This window comes from Paraburkholderia sp. BL18I3N2 (assembly GCF_003001875.1).
Classification (GTDB): domain Bacteria; phylum Pseudomonadota; class Gammaproteobacteria; order Burkholderiales; family Burkholderiaceae; genus Paraburkholderia; species Paraburkholderia phytofirmans.
Map to the genome: position 1 here is coordinate 748,956 of NZ_PVNC01000001.1, position 21,869 is coordinate 770,824.

The 21,869-nt window shown below is 62.6% G+C and carries 22 protein-coding genes; 12 read left to right on the forward strand and 10 right to left on the reverse strand.

Annotated features, from left to right (window positions below):
• The first annotated feature begins 11 nt into the window (after positions 1 to 11).
• The 3 genes from B0G75_RS03440 (at position 12) to B0G75_RS03450 (ending at position 5,432) form a co-directional block, all read left to right on the forward strand.
• Entirely contained in the window at positions 12 to 530 is a 519-nt protein-coding gene (locus B0G75_RS03440) for a (2Fe-2S)-binding protein (protein ID WP_106301843.1), read from the forward strand.
• On the forward strand, positions 527 to 4,141 hold the full coding sequence (locus B0G75_RS03445; RefSeq protein WP_106300624.1) for a molybdopterin cofactor-binding domain-containing protein: 3,615 nt from the start codon (positions 527 to 529) through the stop codon (positions 4,139 to 4,141). Before B0G75_RS03440 ends, B0G75_RS03445 begins: the two co-directional genes overlap by 4 nt.
• 82 nt (positions 4,142 to 4,223) lie before the next feature.
• Entirely contained in the window at positions 4,224 to 5,432 is a 1,209-nt protein-coding gene (locus B0G75_RS03450; protein ID WP_106300626.1) for an ABC transporter substrate-binding protein, read from the forward strand.
• Positions 5,433 to 5,543: 111 nt separating this feature from the next.
• Here the strand turns inward: B0G75_RS03450 and B0G75_RS03455 are convergent, their stop codons facing one another.
• The gene (locus tag B0G75_RS03455) at positions 5,544 to 5,795 is read right to left on the reverse strand and encodes a hypothetical protein (RefSeq protein ID WP_007178046.1); all 252 of its coding nucleotides are present in this window, start codon (positions 5,793 to 5,795) and stop codon (positions 5,544 to 5,546) included.
• Positions 5,796 to 5,946: 151 nt separating this feature from the next.
• On the opposite strand from B0G75_RS03455, the gene B0G75_RS03460 reads away from it, so the two are divergent.
• From B0G75_RS03460 to B0G75_RS03480, 5 genes are all read left to right on the forward strand, one after another.
• Positions 5,947 to 6,528 carry a sigma-70 family RNA polymerase sigma factor gene (locus tag B0G75_RS03460; protein WP_181309148.1) on the forward strand — a complete coding sequence of 194 codons (582 nt, stop codon included), beginning with the start codon at positions 5,947 to 5,949 and terminating at the stop codon, positions 6,526 to 6,528.
• Between the two features lie 12 nt (positions 6,529 to 6,540).
• On the forward strand, positions 6,541 to 6,849 hold the full coding sequence (locus B0G75_RS03465) for a hypothetical protein (RefSeq protein ID WP_106300630.1): 309 nt from the start codon (positions 6,541 to 6,543) through the stop codon (positions 6,847 to 6,849).
• 2 nt (positions 6,850 to 6,851) lie between these two features.
• Positions 6,852 to 7,148 (forward strand): 4Fe-4S dicluster domain-containing protein, encoded by a 297-nt coding sequence (locus B0G75_RS03470; RefSeq protein ID WP_106300632.1) that lies wholly within the window; start codon positions 6,852 to 6,854, stop codon positions 7,146 to 7,148.
• Positions 7,149 to 7,241: 93 nt separating this feature from the next.
• Positions 7,242 to 7,958 carry an O-methyltransferase gene (locus B0G75_RS03475; protein ID WP_106300634.1) on the forward strand — a complete coding sequence of 239 codons (717 nt, stop codon included), beginning with the start codon at positions 7,242 to 7,244 and terminating at the stop codon, positions 7,956 to 7,958.
• A gap of 246 nt (positions 7,959 to 8,204) precedes the next feature.
• Entirely contained in the window at positions 8,205 to 8,723 is a 519-nt protein-coding gene (locus B0G75_RS03480; protein ID WP_106300636.1) for a DUF6496 domain-containing protein, read from the forward strand.
• 230 nt (positions 8,724 to 8,953) lie between these two features.
• On the opposite strand, the gene B0G75_RS03485 is transcribed toward B0G75_RS03480, so the two are convergent.
• The gene (locus B0G75_RS03485) at positions 8,954 to 10,282 is read right to left on the reverse strand and encodes an aspartate aminotransferase family protein (protein WP_106300638.1); all 1,329 of its coding nucleotides are present in this window, start codon (positions 10,280 to 10,282) and stop codon (positions 8,954 to 8,956) included.
• A 240-nt stretch (positions 10,283 to 10,522) separates the two neighbouring features.
• Between B0G75_RS03485 and B0G75_RS03490 the strand changes: the two genes are divergently transcribed.
• Positions 10,523 to 11,938, forward strand: a complete 1,416-nt coding sequence (locus B0G75_RS03490) for a PLP-dependent aminotransferase family protein (RefSeq protein WP_106300640.1) — start codon at positions 10,523 to 10,525, stop codon at positions 11,936 to 11,938.
• Positions 11,939 to 11,947: 9 nt separating this feature from the next.
• On the opposite strand, the gene B0G75_RS03495 is transcribed toward B0G75_RS03490, so the two are convergent.
• The gene (locus tag B0G75_RS03495; RefSeq protein WP_106300642.1) at positions 11,948 to 12,571 is read right to left on the reverse strand and encodes a LysE family translocator; all 624 of its coding nucleotides are present in this window, start codon (positions 12,569 to 12,571) and stop codon (positions 11,948 to 11,950) included.
• A gap of 366 nt (positions 12,572 to 12,937) precedes the next feature.
• Between B0G75_RS03495 and B0G75_RS03500 the strand changes: the two genes are divergently transcribed.
• Both B0G75_RS03500 and B0G75_RS03505 read left to right on the forward strand, forming a co-directional pair.
• Entirely contained in the window at positions 12,938 to 13,627 is a 690-nt protein-coding gene (locus B0G75_RS03500) for an oxidoreductase (protein ID WP_106300644.1), read from the forward strand.
• Between the two features lie 572 nt (positions 13,628 to 14,199).
• Positions 14,200 to 14,400 (forward strand): hypothetical protein, encoded by a 201-nt coding sequence (locus tag B0G75_RS03505; RefSeq protein WP_106300646.1) that lies wholly within the window; start codon positions 14,200 to 14,202, stop codon positions 14,398 to 14,400.
• A gap of 171 nt (positions 14,401 to 14,571) precedes the next feature.
• Here the strand turns inward: B0G75_RS03505 and B0G75_RS03510 are convergent, their stop codons facing one another.
• The 5 genes from B0G75_RS03510 to B0G75_RS03530 all read right to left on the reverse strand — a co-directional run bounded on the left by B0G75_RS03510 (position 14,572) and on the right by B0G75_RS03530 (position 18,740).
• Positions 14,572 to 15,333 carry an SDR family oxidoreductase gene (locus B0G75_RS03510; protein WP_106300648.1) on the reverse strand — a complete coding sequence of 254 codons (762 nt, stop codon included), beginning with the start codon at positions 15,331 to 15,333 and terminating at the stop codon, positions 14,572 to 14,574.
• Between the two features lie 41 nt (positions 15,334 to 15,374).
• Positions 15,375 to 16,253: an NmrA family NAD(P)-binding protein gene (locus B0G75_RS03515; RefSeq protein WP_106300650.1), complete on the reverse strand. Its 879-nt coding sequence runs from the start codon at positions 16,251 to 16,253 to the stop codon at positions 15,375 to 15,377.
• A gap of 161 nt (positions 16,254 to 16,414) precedes the next feature.
• Entirely contained in the window at positions 16,415 to 16,987 is a 573-nt protein-coding gene (locus B0G75_RS03520) for a TetR/AcrR family transcriptional regulator (RefSeq protein WP_106300652.1), read from the reverse strand.
• A 184-nt stretch (positions 16,988 to 17,171) separates the two neighbouring features.
• Positions 17,172 to 17,882 (reverse strand): SDR family NAD(P)-dependent oxidoreductase, encoded by a 711-nt coding sequence (locus B0G75_RS03525; RefSeq protein WP_106300654.1) that lies wholly within the window; start codon positions 17,880 to 17,882, stop codon positions 17,172 to 17,174.
• A 105-nt stretch (positions 17,883 to 17,987) separates the two neighbouring features.
• Positions 17,988 to 18,740: an SDR family oxidoreductase gene (locus B0G75_RS03530; RefSeq protein WP_106300656.1), complete on the reverse strand. Its 753-nt coding sequence runs from the start codon at positions 18,738 to 18,740 to the stop codon at positions 17,988 to 17,990.
• 188 nt (positions 18,741 to 18,928) lie between these two features.
• Between B0G75_RS03530 and B0G75_RS03535 the strand changes: the two genes are divergently transcribed.
• Positions 18,929 to 20,458, forward strand: a complete 1,530-nt coding sequence (locus B0G75_RS03535) for a PLP-dependent aminotransferase family protein (RefSeq protein ID WP_106300658.1) — start codon at positions 18,929 to 18,931, stop codon at positions 20,456 to 20,458.
• A 114-nt stretch (positions 20,459 to 20,572) separates the two neighbouring features.
• On the opposite strand, the gene B0G75_RS03540 is transcribed toward B0G75_RS03535, so the two are convergent.
• Both B0G75_RS03540 and B0G75_RS03545 read right to left on the reverse strand, forming a co-directional pair.
• Positions 20,573 to 21,247 carry an FMN-dependent NADH-azoreductase gene (locus tag B0G75_RS03540; RefSeq protein WP_106300660.1) on the reverse strand — a complete coding sequence of 225 codons (675 nt, stop codon included), beginning with the start codon at positions 21,245 to 21,247 and terminating at the stop codon, positions 20,573 to 20,575.
• Positions 21,244 to 21,711 carry a GNAT family N-acetyltransferase gene (locus B0G75_RS03545; protein WP_106300662.1) on the reverse strand — a complete coding sequence of 156 codons (468 nt, stop codon included), beginning with the start codon at positions 21,709 to 21,711 and terminating at the stop codon, positions 21,244 to 21,246. Before B0G75_RS03545 ends, B0G75_RS03540 begins: the two co-directional genes overlap by 4 nt.
• Positions 21,712 to 21,869 lie beyond the last annotated feature (158 nt).

Below are 21,869 nucleotides of genomic sequence, written 5' to 3' on the forward strand. Positions count from 1 at the left end.
TCGGCACGATCATGAACCGCCCCGCGCCTCTTCTGCTGAAGGTGAACGGCGCGACGCATCTCGTCAGCGCCGACGCCGACACGCCGCTGCTCTATCTGCTGCGTAACGACCTCGCGCTGAACGGTCCGAAGTTCGGCTGCGGACTCGGCGAATGCGGCGCGTGCACGGTGTTGCTCGACGGCATGCCGACGCGCGCGTGCGTCACGACCGCAAAGGTCGCATTGGGCCGCGAGATCACCACACTCGAAGGACTGGGCACACGGGCCGCGCTGCATCCGGTGCAGCAGGCGTTCATCGAAGAACAGGCCGCGCAATGCGGCTATTGCCTGAACGGCATGATCATGACGGCCAAGGCGCTGCTCGATCGCGATCCGCATCCGAGCGTCGAGACGATCCGGCGGGAGCTGTCGCGCAATCTGTGCCGCTGCGGCACGCATGTCGAGATCGTGCGCGCGGTGCAGCGCGCCGCTGAATTGATCGAGGCGCAAGGTGGGGCGCGGGCAGCGGTGCACGAAGGAGTGCGCGCATGACCGGGCCGGATTTGAGCGTCGATCGACGCACCGCGCCGCCGTCGCGGCAGCAGCTCTACGATGCGCAGAGCGTGCTGATCGTCACGCGTGCGCCGCAAGCGCCGGTGAAGCCGGCGATCGGTCAGCCGGCCTCGCGCTCATCGTTCGTGCCGACTGAGGCGGACATGTTCCTCGTTGTGCGTGACGACGGCAGCGTGGTCGCGTTCAACGGTCACGTCGATTTGGGCACGGGCATCGGCACGGCGCTCGCGCAGATCGTCGCGGAAGAACTGGATGTGCCGTTGACGCGCGTGTCGATCGTGCTCGGTCACACGCGTGAAGCGCCGAATCAGGGGCCGACGATTGCCAGCGCGACGATCCAGATTTCGGCGGTGCCGTTGAGGCATGCTGCGGCGCAGGCGCGGCAATTTCTGCTGGCGGAAGCGGCGGCGCGCTTCAATGTGGGCGTCGAGCAACTCGATGTGCGTGATGGCGTCGTTTATCAACGTGATGGCAGCGCGGCTGCGAAAGGCATTGGCTACGGCGAGTTGATTAGCGGAAAACGCGTCGAATTGCAGCTCGCGACCGATGCGCCGTTGAAGTCGCCGGATACGTACAAGATCGTCGGCAAGAGCACGCCGCGCGTCGATATTCCGGCGAAGGCCACCGGCGAATTGAGTTTCGTGCACGACGTGCGCGTGCCCGGCATGTTGCATGGACGTGTGGTGCGGCCGCCGTACGCCGGAGTCGCGCAAGGCGACTTCATGGGCAATAGTCTGCTGCAGGTGGATGAAGACTCGGTTAGTGAATTGCCCGGCATCGTCAAGGTAGTGGTGATTCGCGATTTCATCGGCATCGTGGCTGAGCGTGAGGAAGTCGCGCAGCAGGCCGTGAAGCGGCTTCGCGTGCAATGGAAAGCGGTAGAGGGTTTGCCGTCGCTCGAAACCAGCGAGGAAGTGGAAGCAGCGTTGCGCGCGAATCCTGCCAAGCGGCGCGATCTGGTGATCGAAGGCGATGTCGATGCAGCGCTCGCGCAAGACTCCGCCCGCACGCTGGAACGCACCTACGTATGGCCGTTTCAGATGCATGCGTCGATTGGGCCTTCTTGCGCGGTGGCCGATTATCGCGAAGGCGCGTTGAAGGTCTGGTCGGGCACACAGAATCCGCATTCGCTGCGCGCCGATCTCGCTCTGCTGATGAGTATGGACGAAGCGCACATCGAAATCGTGCGGATGGAGGCGGCGGGCTGCTACGGCCGCAATTGCGCGGACGATGTCGCCGCCGATGCCGCATTGCTCTCGCGTGCCACCGGCAGTCCAGTGCGCGTTCAACTTTCGCGCGAAGACGAGCACGCGTGGGAACCGAAAGGCGCCGCGCAATTGATGGACGTGCGCGGCGCGCTGAATGCCGAAGGCGAACTGGCCGCCTACGACTTTGCGACGCGCTATCCGTCCAACGATGCGCCGACGCTGGCATTGCTGCTGACGGGCACGATCTCCGCGCAGCCGCAAGTGTTCGAAATGGGCGACCGCACGGCGGTGCCGCCGTACGACTACCGCAGTATGCGCATCGTCTGCGACGACACGCCGCCGATCGTGCGGGCGTCGTGGTTGCGCGGCGTATCCGCGTTACCGAATACGTTCGCGCACGAGTCCTTTATCGACGAACTCGCGGTGGAAGCGGGCGTCGATCCGGTCGAGTTTCGCCTCAAGCATCTGACCGATCCGCGAGCGATCGAACTGGTGAAAGCGGTCGCGGAAAAGGCCGGCTGGGAGCCACGCAACGCCGGGCGCAACGCCGAGCTTAAAGATGAGGAAGGCGACATCGCACGCGGGCGCGGCATCGCTTATGCCCGCTACGTGCACAGCAAATTCCCCGGCTTCGGTGCGGCATGGTCCGCGTGGGTGGCCGAGGTCGAAGTGAATCGCAAGAGCGGCGAACTCGCGGTGACGCGCGTGGTGGTCGGTCAGGACACCGGCACGATGGTGAATCCCGACGGCGTGCGTCATCAGATCCACGGCAACGTGATCCAGACGACCAGCCGTGCGCTGAAAGAGCGCGTGACATTCGGCGAGAACGCAGTGACGAGCCAGGAGTGGGGCGCGTATCCGATCCTGACCTTCCGCGAAGTACCCGTGATCGACGTGGTGATGATGCCGCGCCACGGCGAGCCGCCGATGGGCGCGGGCGAATCCGCGTCGCTGCCCGGCGCGGCGGCGATTGCCAATGCGCTCTTCGATGCCACGGGCGTGCGTTTTCGGCGGCCGCCGTTCACGCCGGAGACGATCCGCGCCGCGCTCGCCGATGCGCAAGCCGAAGACAAGGCGGCGCGTAGGAAGAAGCGCTGGCGATTTGGCTTTTTAGGCGCATTGGCGGCAGGAGCGGCGGGTTGGCTCGGCGCATTGTCGCTCGCGCCGCACGCTATCGCGCCGATCACCCCGCCGCTAGCGAGCGCGTTCGCGCCGGAACTCGTGGCGCGCGGCAAACTGCTGGCATCGCTCGGCAACTGCGCGGTTTGCCACACCGCGCACAACGGCGTGCCGAACGCCGGCGGCAAACCGCTCGATACGCCGTTCGGCACCGTGTACAGCACCAATATCACGCCGGACGGTCAGACCGGCATCGGCAACTGGTCGCTCGAAGCCTTCGTGCGGGCGATGCGGCAAGGCATCAGCCGCGATGGCCATCGCCTCTATCCGGCCTTTCCGTACACATCATTCCAGAACACCTCCGACGACGATCTCAAAGCGCTGTATGCCTACTTGATGGCGCAAACGCCGGTGCGCTCACGTCCGCCGGAAACGAAGCTCGCGTATCCGTTCAGCGTGCGTCCGCTGATGTCTGCCTGGAACGCGCTGTTTCTCGGGCGCACAACGTTCACCCCCAGTGCGACGCAAACCGCGCAATGGAATCGCGGCGCGTATCTGGTGAACGGACTCGGCCATTGCGGCGCGTGCCACACGCCGCGCAATGCATTCGGCGCCGAGAAAACCGTTGCGGCGTTCATGGGCGGCGGCATGGCGGACGGCTGGGAAGCGCCCGCGTTGTCGGCGCTCTCGACCGCACCCGTGCCCTGGAGCGAGGACGAACTCTTCAGCTACTTGCGCAATGGTCACGCGCCGCTGCACGGCGTCGCGGCCGGGCCGATGGCGCCTGTTGTCGGCGATCTGGCGGCGCTGCCCGACAGCGATATTCGCGCGATGGCCACGTATCTCGCGTCGCTCAATCCGTTGGAACCGAACGCCGATCCCGTAGCGATGGCGCGTCAGTATGAACAGGCCAGCGCGATCTCGGGCGCGCCTGCGGGCCTCGGCGCGCGGCTTTTCGACGGCGCGTGCGCCGCCTGTCATCACACGGGCAGCGGGCCGCAGTTATTCGGCGCGCATCCTTCGCTGGCGCTCAACACGAATCTGCACAGCGCGACGCCCGATAATCTGATTCGCGTGATTCTCGACGGCATCGGCTCGCCTGCGCGGCCCGAACTCGGTACGATGCCGGCTTACCGCGACAGTTTCAACGACGTCCAGGTCGCCGAACTCGTGTCGTACCTGCGTCAGCAATTCGCCGGTGGCAAGCCGGCATGGCAGGATGTCGCGGCGAGGGTCGCCAGGATTCGCGCGACGCCGCCGTGAGCCGGCTGAATCGCGAACCCCTTTCGAAACGCCCGATAACAATGACCGCATTCCCGCAATCCTTTTGATAACGGAGAAACGCATGACCACGCGCGCAGGATGGATCTCTCGCTTCATGGTGCCAACGGTGCTCTCGCTCGCCGCCTTGAGCGCGAGCGCACAGCAGACCATCAAGATCGGCGAGATCAACAGCTACAAGGCGCAGCCCGCCTTTCTCGGGCCTTACAAGAACGGCTGGAATCTCGCGCTCGACCAGGTGAACTCCGCGGGCGGCGTGCTCGGCAAACAGCTCGAAGTGGTGTCGCGCGATGACAACGGCAATCCGGGCGACACGATTCGCGTCGCGCAGGAACTGATCGCGCGCGAGCAGGTGCAATTGCTGTTCGGCGGCTTTCTCTCGAACACCGGCCTCGCGCTGACTGACTTCGCCAAGCAGAAGAAGATTTTCTTCCTCGCCGCCGAGCCGCTGACCGACAAGATCGTCTGGGCCGATGGCAACAAATACACGTACCGTCTGCGGCCTTCCACCTATATGCAGGTGGCGATGCTGGTGCCCGAAGCGGCCAAGCTGAAGAAGAAGCGCTGGGCACTCGTGTATCCGAACTACGAGTACGGGCAATCGGCGGTGGCGACCTTCAAGAAGCTGCTGACGGCGGCGCAGCCCGACGTGCAGTTCGTCGCCGAGCAGGCCACGCCGCTCGGCAACGTCGATGCGGGCGCCGTGACGCAGGCGATCGCCGACGCCAAGCCGGATGCGATCTTCAACGTGCTGTTCGGCGCCGACCTCGGCAAGTTCGTGCGTGAGGGCAATACTCGCGGGCTCTTCAAGGATCGCAGCGTGGTGTCGCTGCTGACGGGCGAGCCGGACTATCTCGACCCGCTGGGCGCTGAAGCGCCGACCGGCTGGATCGTGACGGGCTACCCGTGGTATTCGATCGATACGGCGGCCAACAAGAAGTTCGTCGATGCATATCAGGCCAAGTATCACGACTATCCGCGGCTCGGCTCGGTGGTGGGGTATTCGGCGTTGATGTCGATTGCAGCGGGCATCAGGAAGGCGGGGTCGGTCGATCCGGATAAGCTCGCCGCTGCGTTCAAGGGCCTCGGTGTGGACACGCCGTTCGGGCCGATCACCTATCGCGCGCAGGACAATCAGTCGACCATGGGCGCGTATGTCGGCGTGACGGGTTTGAAGGACGGCAAGGGCGTGATGACCTCGTACCGGTATATCGATGGCGCGAGCGTTCAGCCGTCGGATGCCGAGGTCAAGAAGCTGCGGCCTGCCGAGTAAGGTGTCGATGCCTGCGGCGCGTGGCGTCGCAGGCATCTGGAGCGAAACGCACGCCGTCGCCGCACAGCGAACCACGGTGACCCGCCGCAGCACGCGGCGGTGGGCGGAGGGCTACTCCTCCGCGTCGTGCTCGATCACGAATCGTTTCAGATAAGCCAGTACGGCGGCTTCGACCGCGCGATGATCCGCGGTGCTTTTGGAGCCCGCATTTTCCTCGTCGCCGAACAGCGTGGACGGCGCGTTGTGCACATCCACTTCCTGGCCTTCGCGAAAGACGCGAATCTCGTGGACGTCTTCGGCATACTCGGCGATCCAGTGCACGCCTTCGATATGCGCGCCGGCACGTACGGTAGGTATCTTCATGGACGTCTCCCGTCGGGCCGGACCACACGCCGACCCTTACCAGCACCATACGCCGTCCGGATGAGCGGCGCGAGTGCTGTTGCACAGTTACCCGACGAAAGATTTTTCGCGCCCGCCACAATATTCGCGCGTCTGAAACGTCTTCAGGCGCATGGAACCGCCACCCACTTCGCACACGATGACCGAACGAGACACCGACATCACCGCGACCGTGGTGCGTGAGCGTACGAGGCTCGTCAATTTTATCCGGCGTCGAATTCGCGACCCGGACGATGCCGAGGACATTCTGCAGGATGTGTTCCACGAATTCGTGCAGGCTTACCGGCTTCCCGCGCCGATCGAACAAGCGAGCGCGTGGCTGTTCCGTGCCGCGCGCAATCGCATCGTCGATCGGTTTCGCAAGAAGAAAGAGCAGCCGCTGGCAGATCTGTCCACGAGCGGGGACGACGCCGACAGTGAATATCACCTCGACCTCGACCTGCCGGCGCACGATGCCGGTCCCGAAGCCCTCTACGCGCGCGCTCTATTGCTCAAGGCCTTGCAGGATGCGCTCGATGAGTTGCCGGCGAATCAACGCGAGGTATTTATCGCGCACGAACTGGAGGGGCGGTCCTTCAAGGAGATGGTGGCGGAAAGCGGCGTCACGCTCAACACGTTGCTTGCGCGCAAACGCTACGCGGTCTTGCGTCTGCGTGCCCGGCTGCAGGCCATTTATGACGAACTGGGTATCTAGAGGAGTCGACGGATGAATTTTCGAATCAGATGTGCGGGTAAGGCACTGCTCGTGGTGGTCGCTATCGGCGTGCTCGGCTGGGTGGTCATGACGCTATGGAATTGGGTGATTCCGGCGCTATTCGTCGGCGCTCGTGCGATCGACTTCGCCCATGCGTTGGGCTTGCTGGTTTTGAGCCGCATCCTGTTCGGCGGATTCCGCGGACACGGCGGCTGGCGCGAACGGCGGCGCTGGCGCAAATGGGAAGCGATGACGCCGGAAGAACGCGAGCATTTCAAGACGGCATGGCGATCGGGCCGCGCCCGGCACACGGGAGATTGAACATGCGTGAGAAATCAGCGGCCGAGTGCAAACAGATGCCGGGCGTGATTGAACCCGTTGTCGACCTGACACGTTGCGAGGGAAAGGGCGATTGCATGGAGGTCTGCCCCGAGAATGTATTTGAGATCCGGCGCATCGATGAGGTCGACTATCGCGGCCTCGATCTGATGCATCGCCTCAAGCTGCGCGTGCATGGAATGAAAGTCGCCTACACGCCCAACGCACACGCCTGCCGGTCATGCGGGCTTTGCGTGACGGCGTGCCCTGAACGCGCGATCAAGCTGGCCAGAACGGCATAGCGCCGCACGTTTTTTAGCTGGTGGCGGAAAGACGGTGCCGTGGTCTGTCATTTGATACGTCATCAGCATTTTCGGTCTCGTCAAGGAGCGCACATGGCTTCATCAACCACAGGTCTTTTGCAACGGCTTCACGAACAGAGCCAGACAGAAGTCATAGCCCGCGCACGGGCGCAGTTCCAAGGATCGAGCCAGGAGTTTCAGGATCTTGCGGAGGAATACGAAATGCTCGCGCCACGACTGCGTGGACGGTTTCTCGAAACGCTCGGGCTGTCTAGCGAAGATTTCGAATCCTCGCAAGGCACACCGCTATCTCTCGCCGTGTCGGCGGAAACGGGAAGGTTCTTGCGCAATATGGTGCTTTCGCACAAACCGGCCCGAATCCTCGAACTCGGCAGTTCCTGCGGTGTGTCCACGCTGTATTTCGCTGAGGCGCTTCGCATGCTCGGCGGTGGCGTCGTTGTAGCGACCGAACTCGACGCCGTTAAATGCGCACATCTTCGGGCCCACGTCAGAACGGCGGGCGTGCAAGCGTATGTCGACCTGCGGGAGGGTGATGTTTTCCACACCGTTTCCGGACTGGACGGCACTTTCGACATGGTGTTTATCGACGTATGGGCCAGTTCCTATCTGAATTTATTCAAGCAGATTGAACGGTTGTTACGACCCGGATCTATCGTTCTCGCCGACAACATGTACACAGCCGAGGACGCCGTTCGGCCATACAAGCACTACCTTGACGGCAATCCGCGCTTCTCGACAACGACGCTGGACTTTGAGTCAGGGCTCGAATTTACGGTTGTCGTTTCTTAGGCTAACGAGGAGTGGTGTTGCCGTGCTGGTGAAGAGCTGTCGGGACAGGCATCTCATCACATAAGTACGGGAGAAAAAAGTAGCCACCCGGTCGCGACTGCGAGCGCCAAACCCGGCGAAACGGCACCGGCAATTGCGGAATGGGGCTGGCTCCAGCCGGCTTTTTTTCAGCGCGATTCGCCTGCCGACGCCGCGCGGCACACGCGTTGCTGCATGACACAGGCCATACCTAACTGGAGAACCGTCATGCCTGAAAAGAAAACGATCGAGCGTGCTAAGACTGACAAACGCACCGGCAAAGCATCGAGTACCCAAGCGGGTGAATTCATCAAGGAACAGGTCGACAAGGTACGGGCCGGCAAGCACGGCGTCAGGTCCGCCAAGCAGGCGATTGCGATCGGCCTCTCTGAAGCGCGCCGCGCGGGCGTCGCCGTGAAATCGCCGAAGAAGGGCACGGCTAGCGAGGCCACGCGCAAGAAGGCCGCTACAGATAACGCCGCCGGGCAACACAAGAGCACGACGAAAAAGAGCACGGAGTCGACTGCGAAGCGCTCGCGCGCCGCTACGAATGCGTTGAAGCGTGAAGGCAGCGCGGGCGCGTCGCGCTCGGCGCTGTCGAAGCAGACGAAGACCGCGGCAGCGAAGCGCCCGGCGGCCAGCCGATCGGCCGCGGCAAAGAAGGCGGCCGCGACGAAGGGCGCTGCAGGACGTTCAGCGGCTGCGAAGAAGGCCGCTCAGACGCGGGCTTCGCGTACGCATCACTGAGCGTGCTGCAGTGGCGCGGCGCTGGGCGCGCGCGGCGGTCCGGCGGTCAGCCGAGCTGAGCTAGGCCGGCGGCCCGCCGCCCGCCGCACCCGGCGGCGGCCGCACTGTCTTGCGCGATGCCGCCATCCTCCGCGTGCTTTGTTTGAGCCTGTAAGAGGCGCATAGCGCGCTCGAAAAAAAGGCGGCGCAAATAACGCGCCGCCGTCTTCCTGCTGCTTATCGCAAGTTGATTACTGCACGGTGGCCAGCACGTCGCCAACCGTCTTGAAGATGTGCGCGATCTGCTCTTCGTTGATGATCAGCGGCGGCGAGAACGCGAGGATATCGCCCGTAAAGCGCACCAGCACGCCCGCTTCGAAACATTTTACGAACGCCTCGTAAGCCCGTGCGCCCGGTGCGCCGTCGCGCGATTCCAGTTCCACGCCGGCGATCATGCCGAGGTTGCGCACGTCCTTCACGTGCTTGGCGCCGCGCAGCGAATGGGCTGCGGCTTCGAACTTCGGCGCGAGCGTTGCGGCGCGCTCGAACAGGCCTTCGCGCTTGTACAGATCGAGCGTCGCGACCGCGGCGGCCGTCGCGACCGGATGGGCCGAATACGTGTAGCCGTGAAACAGTTCAATGGCGCCTTGCGCGCCGCTGTTCACGATGCTGTCGTGGATCGTGCGGCTCGCCGCCACCGCGCCCATCGGGATCGCGGCATTGTTGATGGCCTTCGCCATCGTGATCAGGTCCGGCGTCACGCCGAAGTATTCGCTGGCCGTAGCCGTGCCGACGCGGCCGAACGCGGTGATCACTTCGTCGAGAATCAGCAGGATGCCGTGCTTCGTGCAGATCTCGCGCAGCTTTTGCAGATAGCCTTGCGGCGGAATCAGCACGCCCGTCGAGCCGGCCACCGGTTCGACGATCACAGCGGCAATGGTCGACGCGTCGTGCAGCGTGACGATGCGTTCGAGTTCCTCGGCGAGATGCGCGCCCCAAGCCGGCTGGCCTTTCGTGAACGCGTTGTGTTCGAGGTTATGGGTGTGCGGCAGATGATCGACCGCCGGCAGCAGCGCGCCCGAGAAGGTCTTGCGGTTCGGTGCGATGCCGCCGACCGAAATACCGCCGAAGCCCACGCCGTGATAGCCGCGCTCGCGCCCGATCAGTCGCGTGCGCTGGCCTTCGCCGCGCGAACGGTGGTAGGCGAGTGCGATTTTCAGGGCGGTATCGACCGATTCCGAACCCGAGTTCGTGAAGAAGATACGGTCGAGGCCCTCCGGCATCAGCTCGGCGACTTTCGTGGCCGCTTCGAAGGCGAGCGGGTGGCCCATCTGGAAGGTCGGCGCGAAGTCGAGCGTCGAGAGTTGCTCCGTGATCGCCGCGACGATTTCCTCCCGGCCGTGGCCGGCATTCACGCACCACAGACCGGCGCAACCGTCGAGCACTTCACGCCCGTCCGTGCTGCGGTAGTACATGCCCTTGGCCGATTCCAGCAGGCGCGGCGCGGCCTTGAACTGGCGGTTGGCGGTGAAGGGCATCCAGAAAGACGACAGGTCGTCGATGACGGGGCGCGAAGTCATGGTATCTCCTCGAATCGAAGTAGTCCCCCAGAAGGACTTCCTTCGGGGCATGGCGAAACTGTAGCGTTCGCGGTTTAATGGCGGCATAAACAGTTGACGCGGTGTGGCGCTAACTGTGTTGGTGAATCTCCGCCAACTGTGTCGATGCGTGCCGTCGCAGGTCGGCAGGCTCGCCGGCGCCACACTTCGCACGTATTCACATGTTCAGCCGCCCGCGCGGCCCGTTTTTTTGTCCAGACCATGATCGAACTACAACTCGAGCGCGACCGGCGCGCCGCTCCGACGCTCGTCGACCAGGTGGTGCAAGGCTTCGCGCACGCTATCGAGGGGCAATCGCTGCGCGCGGGCGCGCTGCTGCCGTCGGTGCGGCAACTGGCCCAAAGCCATGATCTGAGCACCTTCACGGTCACGGAGGCGTACAACCGGCTGGTGTCGATGGGACTCGTGGTCGCGCGGCGCGGTTCCGGCTATCGCGTGGCGGCGCGCTCGCAGTCAGCGCGGGTCGCCGCGACCGACTGGCAGCCGCCGAGCCTTACCGCGACCTGGCTCCTGTCCGACGTGTTCGCCGACCATTCGGTGCCGATCAAGGCGGGCGGCGGCTGGCTGCCGAACGAGTGGATCAACGAAACCGGTTTGCAGCACGCGCTGCGCGCCATGAGCCGGGTGCCGGCGGCGCGCCTCGGCGATTACGGGCATCCGTACGGGTTCGCGCCGTTGCGCGAGCGGATCGCCGAGCAACTCGACCGGCGCGGCTTGCCGGTCGATGTGTCGAACATCCTGCTCACACAAGGCGCGACGCAAGGGCTGGATCTGATCGTGCGTACGCTGCTGCGAGCGGGCGATGCCGTGATCGTTGAAGATCCGGGCTATTGCAATCTGCTGCAGATTCTCAAGCTCGCCGGCCTGGTCGTGCATGGCGTGCCGCGCACGCCGGCGGGCGTCGATACGGACGTGCTCGAAGCGCTGGTTGCCGAGCACAAGCCGAAGGCGATCTTCGTCAACACGACGCTGCAGAATCCGACCGGCGCGACCTTCGGAATGTCCGCGGCGTTCCGCCTGCTGCAGATCGCCGAGCGCCGGCGCATGTGGGTGATCGAGGACGACGTGAGCCGCGAACTCGCGCCGTCCGGCGCGCCGCTGTTCGCGGCGATGGAAGGCTTGCAGCGCGTGCTGTACGTCGGCGGCTTTTCGAAGACGGTGACGCCGGGGCTGCGCTGCGGCTACGTGGTCGCCGAGCGCGCGGTGCTGCGCGAACTGGCGCGCACGAAGATGGCGGTGGGCTTGACGTCGTCGGAGGCGATCGAGCGGATCGTCGATAAGGTGCTGCTGGAGGGGCGCTACGCGCGTCACGTGGAAGCCGTCAACGAGCGCCTCAAGCTCGCGCACGCGACCGTTGAAGATCGGCTCGATTCGCTGGGTCTGGAACTGTTTCACCGGCCGCGCGCCGGGCTGTTTTTGTGGGCGCGCTTGCCGATCGAAGCGGAGCGGGCCGGCGAAGTGGCGACGGCCGCGCTCACACACGGTATCTGGCTCGCGCCGGGCTCCTACTTCCGTCCCGACGATGCCCCGAGCGCCTGGTTCCGCTTCAACGCACCGTATTCGACGGATGATGCGTTGTGGCGCTTCATCGAGCGAGTGGGGCAGGGGACGTTGTAGAGACTGCGGTCAGGCCGACTGCCCGATCAGCTTCAGCGCGATCGGATACAGCGACAGCACCAGCAGCAGCGCCATCGCCACATTGAAGATGCGCAACCGCTTCGGATCCGACAGCACCTGCCGCATGGCGGTGCCGAAACCCGCCCACAGGCAGATGCACGGAAAGCCGATCACGTAGAAGATCACCGCCATCGCGATGGCGTTCATGCTGTAGCTCTCGCTGAGGTGGATCGTCGTGGCAGCGGTCAGCACCATCATCCATGCCTTCGGATTGACCCACTGGAAGGCGATCGCTTCATAGAACTTCATGGGCCGGCGCTCGCCTTTTTTCACCTTCAATTCGCCCGAGGTGCCGATCTTCCACGCGAGGTACAGCAGATAGGCGACGCTCGCGACCTCGAGCACCGTGTACAGCACGGGGAAATGCACGAAGGCTTCGCCCAGACCGATCCCGACCGACAGCATCAACAGCACGACGCCGGCGCTGATGCCGGACAGATGCGGCAACGTGCGACGAAATCCGAAGTTGACCCCGGAGGCCAGCAACATCGTGTTGTTCGGACCGGGCGTGATGGTGGTGACGAGCGCGAACAGGATGCCGGCAGGCAGCGCGCTGAGACTGAGGTATGACATGGCAAGCTCCGGTGTCGGTCGAAAGGACGTTGGAGCATTCTAGTGAGAATTGCCGGTACAGTACCGGTACGCTTTGTAAGATGGTGTCCGGTACGGGTGGCGGCGCCGCGCAATCAGTGCCGACGACGAACTTTTCTCCAGGTCGACCCGCGGAACCATCTACTGCACCGAGCCAACGGTCACCCTTTATCAGCACGGTTGTATAGGAGGTATTCGCGTTGAACGCCTTGCTGGTGGATGCCTTCCGCCCTAACCTGAATCTGGCATTCAACTACCCTCCAGCAGTTTGCTGGACCGGCCATCTCATGCAATCCATACACCAACGAACTTCCGATCGAGGAAGACGAAGGTCCTGTTGGAGAAGACATGCACGACAAATTCCTCTCAGTCGTCGTTACACGGAAATGGCAACTTGCCGAGAGTTATCACGCTGTTGAACTCCAAACCAGATGCAGATCCGAGCTTCCGTCGTTTGACAATGGATCTTGCGTCACACTTGTTCGCGACGATGTCATCTGCAAAGCGAAAACATATCCCCTGTGCCGTTTTACTTCTCGGCCGCGTGCATACGTCATCGCCGTCAGACAAGATGATGGCGACACGGACGCAAAAACAGCAGACATTTCGTTGAGTCAAGGTGACGAGGCGTTTATCGTGACGACACGGAGTCCTACGGTTATTTTGGACGGTCGTACACAATCGTTACTGTTCGCGGGAGGTGTCGGCGCTGCATCGATCGCAGGGATCGCGAAACGGCTGGCGTTGGCGGGGCAGAAATTCGAGTTGCACAACTTTGCTCGGTCTCCTGAACGTGCGGTCTTTCGGAAAGAGCTAGGCGCGCTCAAGAGCGAAAGTAGGGTTTATCACCATTTTGGTCTGGATGCTGACCGACTGGAGCAGGCAACTTCTCACGCGATAAGCCCAGCGCAGGCGAACACTCAGATCTACTGCAGTGGTCCGCCGGCATTCATGGATCTGATCGAGCGTCAGGCTCGCGACTGGGTGTATCCGGCCAACATCCACAAAATTTTTCTGGGTGACAGAAGCAGCTCATAGTCGACGAACATGTGTGACGGACCGCTTCTCAATGAACGTGAGCCGATAACGCCCGCCCTCCGCAAACCCCGCGAAGCGCCACCTCAGAAGGTCAATAACTCCGATCTATTGGACCGAGGTCCTATTGTCTTGCGAGAAAAACGGGAGCAGATTTTCCGGTGACCGACTGCACATCTTGGCCCGCTGCGAAACGCCGGCATTGTCCGCTTAGCTCAGTCAGCGGACTTCGGGCTCATGTGAAGACTCTGCGTCCGGCTGTGCATCGGCCATTGCCAACACCCAGACAGTCGCGTGCCTCAACCAGTAGCGCAGCCTGTCCGTCAGGCCAGCAAACTCTGCAGCCTGATTTTCGATTTGTTCTCGCTGCGCAAGACTGTTTGTACGGTGCGGGTATTCGAAACTTGAGGCAATGCGCCTACATTCGGCTGTATCGGACCATGAAGCATATGAAGACAAATGGTGCGGATACCAAACTGATGTAGGGAGACGCCCGCGAGCCGCGAAGTTTTGTCGAACGCGAAACAGGTAGCGGCGGCAGTTTATATAAACGTTATCTACTGGAGAAGTGAAAAATGAAATTCTCGGTTAAACATGAAATTCGCTCCGACGATATTCCGACTCTCGAACATGCGATGAAGACCGTCGACGCCGACGCGAAGGTCAACGTGGATATTGACACGAAGACGGTCAGCGTTGATTCGTGGCTGATGCCGGAAGAGTTTCTCGTCGCTTTCGTCGATGAAGACTATGACGCGAAGATTGTTGAAGCGTAGACAGACATTTGCCTGGATCGGCCGGAGCCACGCGAACCACTTCGAAGTGCGGCATGTCGAGCCGCACCGGCTTTCTCAAGTTTTACTATTCACGCCGGGCGTGTTGCGAGCGGCGCAAATCGCGGCGACAGTGTCGGCACGCCACGTCGCGCGCCGCGAATAGAACATCCTTCAGGGAGTCGGCAGAGGGTTATCCAAAATCATCTGATTGAAATAATCCACGATGCCGTGCTCGTTAGGCCCCGCACTGGTCCGCAACTGCCTGGCGGCTTCTACGACGACTTCAGTCGTAGCGCCTTCGAGAAGCGCCATTATCTCCGCGATAAACGGCTCGACTTGCATCGCTCGCGGATCGCCGCTCTTATGGACAAGGTCCGTGTCTACCCAGGGCGGGGCAATCTCCAATACCCGAACGGAAGTCTCGCGCAATGCAAAGCGCTGTGACAGTGAGTACGAGTGAATGGCAGCCTTGGTTGCCGAGTAGAGCGCCGCCGTTGCGAGCGGAATATACGCGACAACCGAGCTATTGTTGATGATGACCGCCTCCGGTCGTGTCTTGAGGTGTTCAACAAATGCACCGCTGATCCGCGCGGGTCCCAGCAAATTGGTGTTGATTAAATGCACCGCCTGCGCGTCGTCGAAGGGGCCGGTTACATCATCAAACGGCATGATTCCCGCATTATTGATGACGATATTGAGCGACGGATATTTCGTGATCAACTGATTCGCGACACTTTGAATTTGCGCCGGGTCATTGACATCGAGCTCGACCGTGTCGATGCCCGGATTTGCTTTCGCGACGTCATCCAGCAAGGCCTTGCGGCGTCCGCTGACGATCACCTTGTTGCCCTTATGGTGAAAAGCCTCTGCAAGTGCCCGGCCGATACCCGAGGTGCCGCCGGTGATGAAGATCGTATTTCCGGTGAGTTTCATGGTAACTGTTCCTTGTAACGATTCAGGCATGAACGATGCGCTTACTGGAACGCCTCGCGATTGGCGGCGACGAATGCGTCGATTGTTTGTGGCGCTTGTCCGGTGATCTTTTCGATAACGTCGTTGGTACCCGCGAAGACGCCGTTCTGGTAGTCGATTGCCACTTCCAGAAAATGCTGGATCACGAATTCGGGCAGATCGTATGTTTCGAGATGCTTGCGATAGTCCTCGATGCTTGTCGGGCTGTAGACGACTTTGCGGCCCGACACTTTGCCGACCGCGTCGGCGATCTCTTGCTGGCTGAGTTCGACGGGGCCGTACAGCGGATACGTCTTGCCGATATGCGTTGACGGCTGAGCGAGAATCGCGGCGATCACTCGCGCCTGGTCTTCGGCGGAGATCGGTGCATGGCGTCCGTTGCCGTAAGGAAGCGCAATCTTTCCTTCTTTCACGATGGGGTCGCGCACCCACGGAAACGTCAGCCATTCGGAGAAGAATGTCGGGCGGAGGTGGACGGTCGGCACGCCCGACCAGTCCAGAACACGCTCTGCGATCCAGTGATCGCGGGCAGCGTGACTCTTCGAGTCCTCGCGAGCGGAAATCTGCGACATGTTCACCACGACGTCGAGATTGGCGCGCCGCGCCGCGTCCGCGAAGTATGCGGTTGCCTGAATGAACCCCGGGCGTACGGGATAGCAGAGGTAGGCGCCCGATACGCCTTCCGTGGCGCGTATCGCATCGTCGTGTTCCAGAAGATCGCCCACGATGACTTCGGCGCCGGCCTTTCGAAGTGCTGCGCTTCTTTCGTCCTCGCGGTGGACAAGGGCGCGAACGCCGTGACCGCCTTCAAGAAGGCGACGGACTGTGTGCACGCCAGTCTTGCCAGCGGCGGCTGTTACCAGATAGTTGCGTTGTTGCATGATGTCGATGCTCCGTTCTCAAGGTATGCGCACTCTTGGCGAGTGCCGGGGGCGGCGCATATCGATGCCTGATCTGGCAGCGACATGTACGTCTTTCATCTTTATGTGTATATGCACACAAGCGGATAAATGTTTAGGCGATGGTCGGGATCGTCAATCGCCTAGATCGCGTCGAGATGTTGCTTGACTTGCTGCAGAACCGATGCCGAAGCGTCGCTATCCGTGAGGATCCGGGACATGGTGATGGCGCCGATCATCGCCGTTACCGCAAAGACGGCCTTTGACTCCGTCGACTCAGACCGCTCGGGATCCAGGCGCTTCGCTACGGCTTCAACGAGCTCGCGGAAGCCTTGAGAGGCGGCCGCACGAGTGTTCTCGTCGCCGTGCGACAACTCGCTGCCCATTCCCGCAAGCGGGCAGCCGCCCGAAACGTTGTCGCGGTGGCTGGTTGATACATATCGGTCGACGATGGCCCGAAAACCATCTTCGACGTCGCTCTCGCTGGCCGCTTCTTCCAGCGTAGCGACGATGTTGGTCGCCGCGGCTGCGCAGGCCTCGGCAACCAGCTGATCTTTGGATTCGAAGTGCCGGTAAAAGCCGCCGTGTGTGAGCCCGGCTTCAGACATGACGTCGGCCAGGCCCGTCGCGTTGATGCCGTTGAGCTGAAACTTGCGAGCTGCAACGTCGACAATTCGCTGCCGGGTTTCGGCGGCTTCGACCCTCGATTTCCTCATGATGATGCTGACTCCAAGACGATCCGTTGACTTAGATGGTAGTCATCATCTAAATGGAAGTCAAGGGAAGCGAGCGAAATTCGCTACGTCTTTGTTCTGCGCCTGCGGATTTGCTGGACTGGGGCCGGCTCAAGGAGCGAGCAGCAAAAGTGAAAAGGGCACCGTGTTGCGGTGCCCGATAAGCTTAACGACCGGCGCTCTGACCGCCGTCGACGTGCAGGATCTCTCCCGTGATGAACGGTGCGGAGTCGAGGAACAGAATCGCATCGGCGATATCGCTCGTCTCGCCCATGCGACCGAGCGGATGAAAGGCGCCCAGCGCTTCATGGGTTTCCGGCGCGTGCATCGGCGTCTTGATGATCCCCGGCGCGACGGCGTTCACGCGAATACCTTTCCTGGCGTACTCGATCGCCAGCGACTTCGTGGCGGCGTTCAGACCACCCTTCGTCAGGCCTGCCAGTACCGAGTATCCGCCACTGATCGCGTTGTCGGCGGTGCTGGAGGTGACGCTAACCACGTGGCCGCTCGAATGCTTTTCCATTTCGGCGATGGCGAGCTGCGTGATGTGGAAAAAGCCCGTCATATTCACGTTCACCACCGCGGCGTAGTCTTGCGCGGTGTGTTCGGTGAAAGGCTTGCCGATATAAATGCCGGCGTTGTTCACCAACGTGTCGATCCGGCCAAATCGCGCGACGCCTTCGGTAATGACACGACGGGCGGTTGCCGGGTCACCAATATCGCCGGCGATGCAGAGGATGTTCGCGTCGTCCGACGGCTCGATCGACCGTGAGTTCGCGACAATGCGGTAGTCGAGCTTGCGAAACGCCTTGACGACTTCAGCGCCGATGCCTTGCGACGCGCCGGTAACGACGACAACCTTATGCGGCTTGCTCATGCTTTACCCAGAAAATTTTCATTCGGTTTCGAAGCCGCTCGGGCCAACGGCTCCGGTCAGGACTAAACGCGGACACGTTGATTCAGGTTGCGCTTAAACCCGCAATCAGCCGTTCTTTGCCCGCGCGAGCCACTGGTCGAGACTGACGCGGCCGATCCGTGCATCGCCGAGCGGCACGAGCGATTGTTCCTCGACGCGGCTGCCGTAATACAGTGCATCGCGATCCGTCACTACCGGGCGCGCGTCGCCTACCGATTTCAGATAGCGCGAGACGATCTCCGCGAAGGGTGCGCGGTCCGGGCCGGCAATCTCGACCGTGCCGTTTTGCGGCGCAGCGAGCGCGACCTGCGCTAGGTTTGCCACGACATCGTCTACCGCGATCGGCTGAAACAGTCCTTCGCCGATACGCACAGTGCCGTCGACCGTGCTGAAATCCGCGATACCGCCGATAAACTCCATGAACTGCGTCGCGCGCACGATCGTGTAAGGCACGCCCGCTGCCTGGATCAATTCCTCCTGCGCGACCTTGGCAGCGAAATACGCATTCCCCGGCGAGCGGTCGCAGCCGACGATGGAGAGCGCCACGTGATGGCGCACTCCGGCAGCCGCTTCGGCCTTGCCAAGATTGCGCGCCGAAGTGCGGAAGAAGTCGAGTACCGCCTGCGGCTCCCATGACGGCGCGTTTGTGACATCCACGACGACGTCCGCGCCCACGAGCGCGTTGTCCAGGCCCTCGCCCGTCACAGCGTTGACACCGGTACGCGGCGACGCAGCGAGCGCTTCATGGCCCGCTTCGCGAAGCAGCGTGACGAGACGCGATCCGATCAGGCCGGACCCACCGATTACGACGATTTTCATGGCAAATTCTCCAGACGAGAGTAAATGAACGCGGGGCGCCCGGCGAGTGCCGTATCGCGCGAAATTGTTCGCCGCCGTCTCATCGCGTGAGGCCATTGTGGAAGAATCATGGTCGATCGAAAAGTGCCAAGAATCGACGATCCGACTAGTACAAACCGTTTGCTGCTTCCCTTGTCCCCGAGACTGTCATGACCGTTCCGACGCCCGCTTTGACCATCGAAGTCGACCGGCAGCAGCAGTTGCCGATCTATTTGCAGATCTGCGAGCGTTTCAGAACCGCGATCGCCGCGGGGCACCTGCGTCCCGGCGATCGCGTGCCTGCGCTGCGCGGCCTCGCCACGCAGCTGAATACAGCCCGTGGCACCGTTGAACTCGCCTACACGATTCTCGTCGACGAGGGCTACCTGCAGATGCGCGGCGCGGCGGGCACGTTCGTATCGATGTCGCTGCCGGCCTCGGTGATGCGCTCGTCGCGTGCGCAAGGCGTTCAGGACTCGCGCGCGAGGCATGGCACTGTAGGAGCGGACGCTCCGCGGCCGCCGGCTGAATCGCGCGATGGTCGAGCGGCGCCGCGCCAACCGGCCCTCACGGTCACCATGAGCGGTGAGCCGCGGCCGTTGCAGCCTGGGCTGCCCGCGGTCGACGCATTTCCGCGCAAGGTATGGAACCGGCTCGTTGCACAGCGTGCGCGCAGCAGTGAACGCGCGATGCTCGCGTATCCAGATCCGTCCGGCTACCGGCCGCTGCGCGAACATATCGCCACGTATCTCGGGCTGTCGCGCGGCGTGACCTGCTTGCCGGAACAGGTGTTCGTCACCGGCGGCTACCGCGCGACGCTCGAACTCGTGTTGCGCAGTCTCGCCCGCGCGGACGATCGCGTGTGGTTCGAGGATCCCGGCTATTTGCTCGCGCGCGATTTTCTGACCGAGACCGGCGTGCAGCTCGTGCCGGTGCCGGTGGATGGCGAAGGGATCGACGTCGAGCGCGGCACGCTGCTGGATGCGCAGGCGCGCTTCGCCGTGGTCACGCCGTCGCATCAGAGCCCGCTCGGGCACACGCTGTCGCTCGCAAGACGCATGGCGCTGCTGGAGTGGGCAGGGAAGGCTTCCCGCTGGATCATCGAAGACGACTACGACAGCGAGTTCCGGTATCTGGGCCGGCCATTGCCGGCTTTAAAGAGTCTCGACCGGCGCGATCGCGTGATCTATTGCGGCACGTTCAGCAAGGTGATGTTTCCCGGTTTGCGGCTAGCGTATGTGGTGGTGCCGGAGCGAGCCGTCGAGCGCGTCGGGAAGGTGGCGCACAGCATGAACGCCGGATCGCCGACGCTTTTGCAGGCGGCCGTGGCGGATTTCATTGCGCAGGGGCATTTTGCGCGGCACCTGAAGCGCATGCGTGCGTTGTACGCCGAGCGGCGCGTACTGATCGTGCATGCGTTGGAGCAGGCGTTTGGTGAACGGCTGATCGTCGATTTGCCGCCAGGTGGAATTCAGTTCGCGGTGCAGTTCGCCGAAGGCCCCAATGGCCCGGTCGACGACGTCGCGGTCGCCGCGCGTGCCCGCGAGGCGGGGCTCGCGGTGCTGCCGCTTTCGGTCTGGCACGCGAATAGCCGCGCGCGGCGCACGCGGCGCGGCCTGGTGATGGGCTTCGCGAACATCGCCGATGCGGATGAAGCAGACCGTCTCGCGCGAACGTTGCGCGCGTGTCTGGACGGTTGAAGCATCGGACATGTGTCCGGATTTCGAATTGACGCAGCGCGGTGCGGCGCGGCACGGCACGCCTTCGCACGATGCGACGGAAGCGCTTTGGGATCGCATTTCGTCCGGCTTGCGCTATGCGCTCCGTGCAGCGCTACGCGCTGCCGTGCTCGCGCATCCGGACGCCTGTGCGGCAAGCGAGGCGAACACTGCGTCGCCGGTAAGCTGGAGGCGCGCCGCATCGAGCGCTTCGGCCACCGTCGCTTCGCCCATCACGAGCCCCTGCAAAAGAAGAAACTGCACGCTGTGGATGCCGATCGAGCCGAGCGCGTAGCGCAGATACGGGGTCAGGAAATCCGGCTGCCGCGCGCGTTCGCCGCTATGCACACCGCCCGAGCCGACGATCACGATGGTCGGCCGGTCTCGCATCAGTCCAAGCTTGCCTTCCGGCGTCGAGGCGAACGTGCGGTGAATGCGCAGCGTGTAATCGATCCACAGCTTGAGCGCTGCCGGCACCGTGAAATTGTGCATCGGCGTGTTGATGATGAGCGCATCCGTCGTTTCGATTTCGCCGATCAGTTGCTCGGAGACATCGAAATGCGCCGTATCCGGCGTGCGCGACGTGATGGCGCGAGCGTAATCGCGGGCGATCGGCGGCAACGGTGCGGCCGCCAGGTCGCGTTCGACCACGGTGATGGCCGAGGCGGCGGGTGCGGCGCGCTCGTGCAGCATGCCGACGATTTCGTCGGCGAAACGGTAGCCGTGGCTCGCTTCACCATGCGGGCTGGCATTGATCAGCAAGATTCTCATGACGCGAACGCTGCAGCAGGGGAAAGAGGGGCGAGGGGTTCGACGAAGTGCATGCCTCGCGCCAGCAGCCCATTGCGGAAATAGAAGCGCTGCGCAAGCGGCATGTGCAGACCCGTGTCGAGCACGAATTGCGCGCAGCCGGCTTCGCGCGCAATCCGCCGTACCGCGTCGAGCAGTTGCGCGCCGATGCCGTCACGCTGCAGCTTGCCATCCACCACCAGATCGTCGACATAGACGAAACGGCCGTACAGCAGATTAGTCAGGGTGCGATAACCGGCGAGGCCGACGATGCCGCCCGCGTCGGACGCAGCGAGCAGGCGATAGCCTTCGGCATGCTGTCTGGCCACCTGTGCGGCGAACGAGTGCGCATCGGTGAGATGCGGGCGCAACTGACGCATGACGTCGAATGCGGGGAGCAGCGACTCGGGCGTATCGAGGTGAACGAAGCGAAGCGAGGCGGGCATAGACGTCTCCATGAGGAACGACGCTCACGATACCCAGCGCACGGCTTAGTCGGTAGAGCCAAGAATCGGCAATTCGATTGAGCCATCCGGCGGATAGATCCGCCGTTGTTGCGCTTGCTTTCACGTGCGCTTCCTTGCTCTCGCCTGGATTGAGCGAC